Origin of the sequence: Deinococcus sp. (genome assembly GCF_030523985.1) — a bacterium.
In the GTDB taxonomy this organism is placed as follows: Bacteria; Deinococcota; Deinococci; order Deinococcales; family Deinococcaceae; genus Deinococcus.
Window position 1 is genome coordinate 1 of sequence record NZ_JAUNHK010000144.1, and the last position, 1,571, is coordinate 1,571.

Below are 1,571 nucleotides of genomic sequence, written 5' to 3' on the forward strand. Positions count from 1 at the left end.
AGGGAGGCCAGGGCGCTTAGGCTCACCGCCGCAGCATAAAGCCTGCGTGGTCTTACACGGATTCCGTCCAATTCCCCCATATCCGGCAGGGCACCGGATATGGGTCCATTTCCCGAAATCCGTCTCTTTTCCTACTCCTTCCAGTCGGATTTCATCCCCCATTCTGTGGGATTCTATCGGAACGGGTCTTACGCGCTCAGCGCCAAATCCAGGCCCAGGAAGCGCCACAGGGCGCGGCGGGGCACGCGCAGCCCGCTGGGATGCTCGACGGCTCCGAGTCGCCCGTCCTTGATCCAGCGGCGCACGGTGCGCTCGTGGGTTCCGGTGAAGTCGGCGACCTCACTCACTTTGAGCAGTTTGGGCAGGGTGTCGAACTGGTGGGCTAGGGTCATGTCGGACCTCCTTTCTGAACCGTGACACTGCGCGGCACGGCCAAAAGACACGCGGGGCCGCCACAAGGCAGCCCCACGCAGGATGAGTCAATTTGGTCGAAGCGGGCCGTTCCACCGCCGCTGCTCCCACCGGGAGCAAGCAGTCCGGCACACTCGTTCAGTGGCGAACTGGGAGGGGAACTCAGGAGCCGTTTCAACTTGCCAGGAGGCTAACACAACCTCTGTCAGGGGCGGGTCACCCTTTCCTAGAACTTTCTGAAGGAATGGGGGGAGCAGGCAAAACGAAAAAGCAGGCCCATAAAGAGCCTGCCTTGTGGTGCCCTGCTCCCTGAGTTTTAGGCCTGGGGCTGCTGGGGCTGGGGGACGTAGCCTTCCAGGGTGGCGTAGTCGTCCTGGAAGTGCATCAGCACGCCGCCGAACAGCGTGTCGAAGGTTTCTTGGGGCATTTCGGCCAGGGTGGGGTAGAAGCCCACATATTCCAGCCAGACGTTGCCTTCGGCGTCGATGCTGCGGGCAAAGGCACGCTCGCGGTTGCGGTCGTTGAGCATCATGGCGACTTCGGGGCGGCGGTCGGCGTACTGCTTCTGGGTCACGCAGGTGATTTCCAGGCGGCTGGTGTTGTTGGGGCCGTCGTTGACCGACACCAGCACGGCGGCGTCGCCCATCTCGAAGCGCCAGCCCATGCGGATAAAGCGCTGGCCGCCGTTTTCCTCGATGTCGAGTTGAACTTCCTTGTCTTGCAGGTACTTGGCAAGCGTATCCAGCGTCAAGAGTGCAGTTTCCATGTGTATGTCCTCCTAGGGGGTGAAAAACGGGCCGTGGGACTGGCCCGGTCAGTAGACCCGAACGATTCTAACATCCGCCTTCTCATTTTCAGGGGGAGAAGAGTGGAGTCGGCCCGAGCGTTAAGGCTGGGACAGAATTCTCAGCGTCACCGGGGCCGCGCCCTCGCGGGTGATGCCCAGTGCCTGCGCCGCCGCCGTAGACAGGTCGATGATGCGCCCGCTGCCGTTGAACGGCCCCCGGTCGTTGATTTTGACTGTCACGCTGCGGCCCGTGCGCTGGTGCGTGACCTGCACCCAGGTGCCGAACGGGAGTGACAGGTGCGCGGCGGTCATGCGGGTCTGCGCGTCGGGGCGGCCCCCGTAGTACACGGCGTACCCACGCTGATAGACGCTG

The 1,571-nt window shown here is 63.0% G+C and carries 3 protein-coding genes; all 3 read right to left on the minus strand.

Annotation, left to right across the window (positions count from 1 at the left end; translation table 11 throughout):
• Positions 1-188: 188 nt before the first annotated feature.
• Positions 189-392 (minus strand): helix-turn-helix domain-containing protein, encoded by a 204-nt coding sequence (locus Q4C89_RS13850; RefSeq protein ID WP_303103211.1) that lies wholly within the window; start codon positions 390-392, stop codon positions 189-191.
• Positions 393-727: 335 nt separating this feature from the next.
• Positions 728-1,183: a YbjN domain-containing protein gene (locus tag Q4C89_RS13855; RefSeq protein WP_303103216.1), complete on the minus strand. Its 456-nt coding sequence runs from the start codon at positions 1,181-1,183 to the stop codon at positions 728-730.
• Between the two features lie 114 nt (positions 1,184-1,297).
• Positions 1,298-1,571 (minus strand): septal ring lytic transglycosylase RlpA family protein (locus Q4C89_RS13860; RefSeq protein WP_303103212.1); only part of this gene is annotated, 274 nt, incomplete at its 5' end.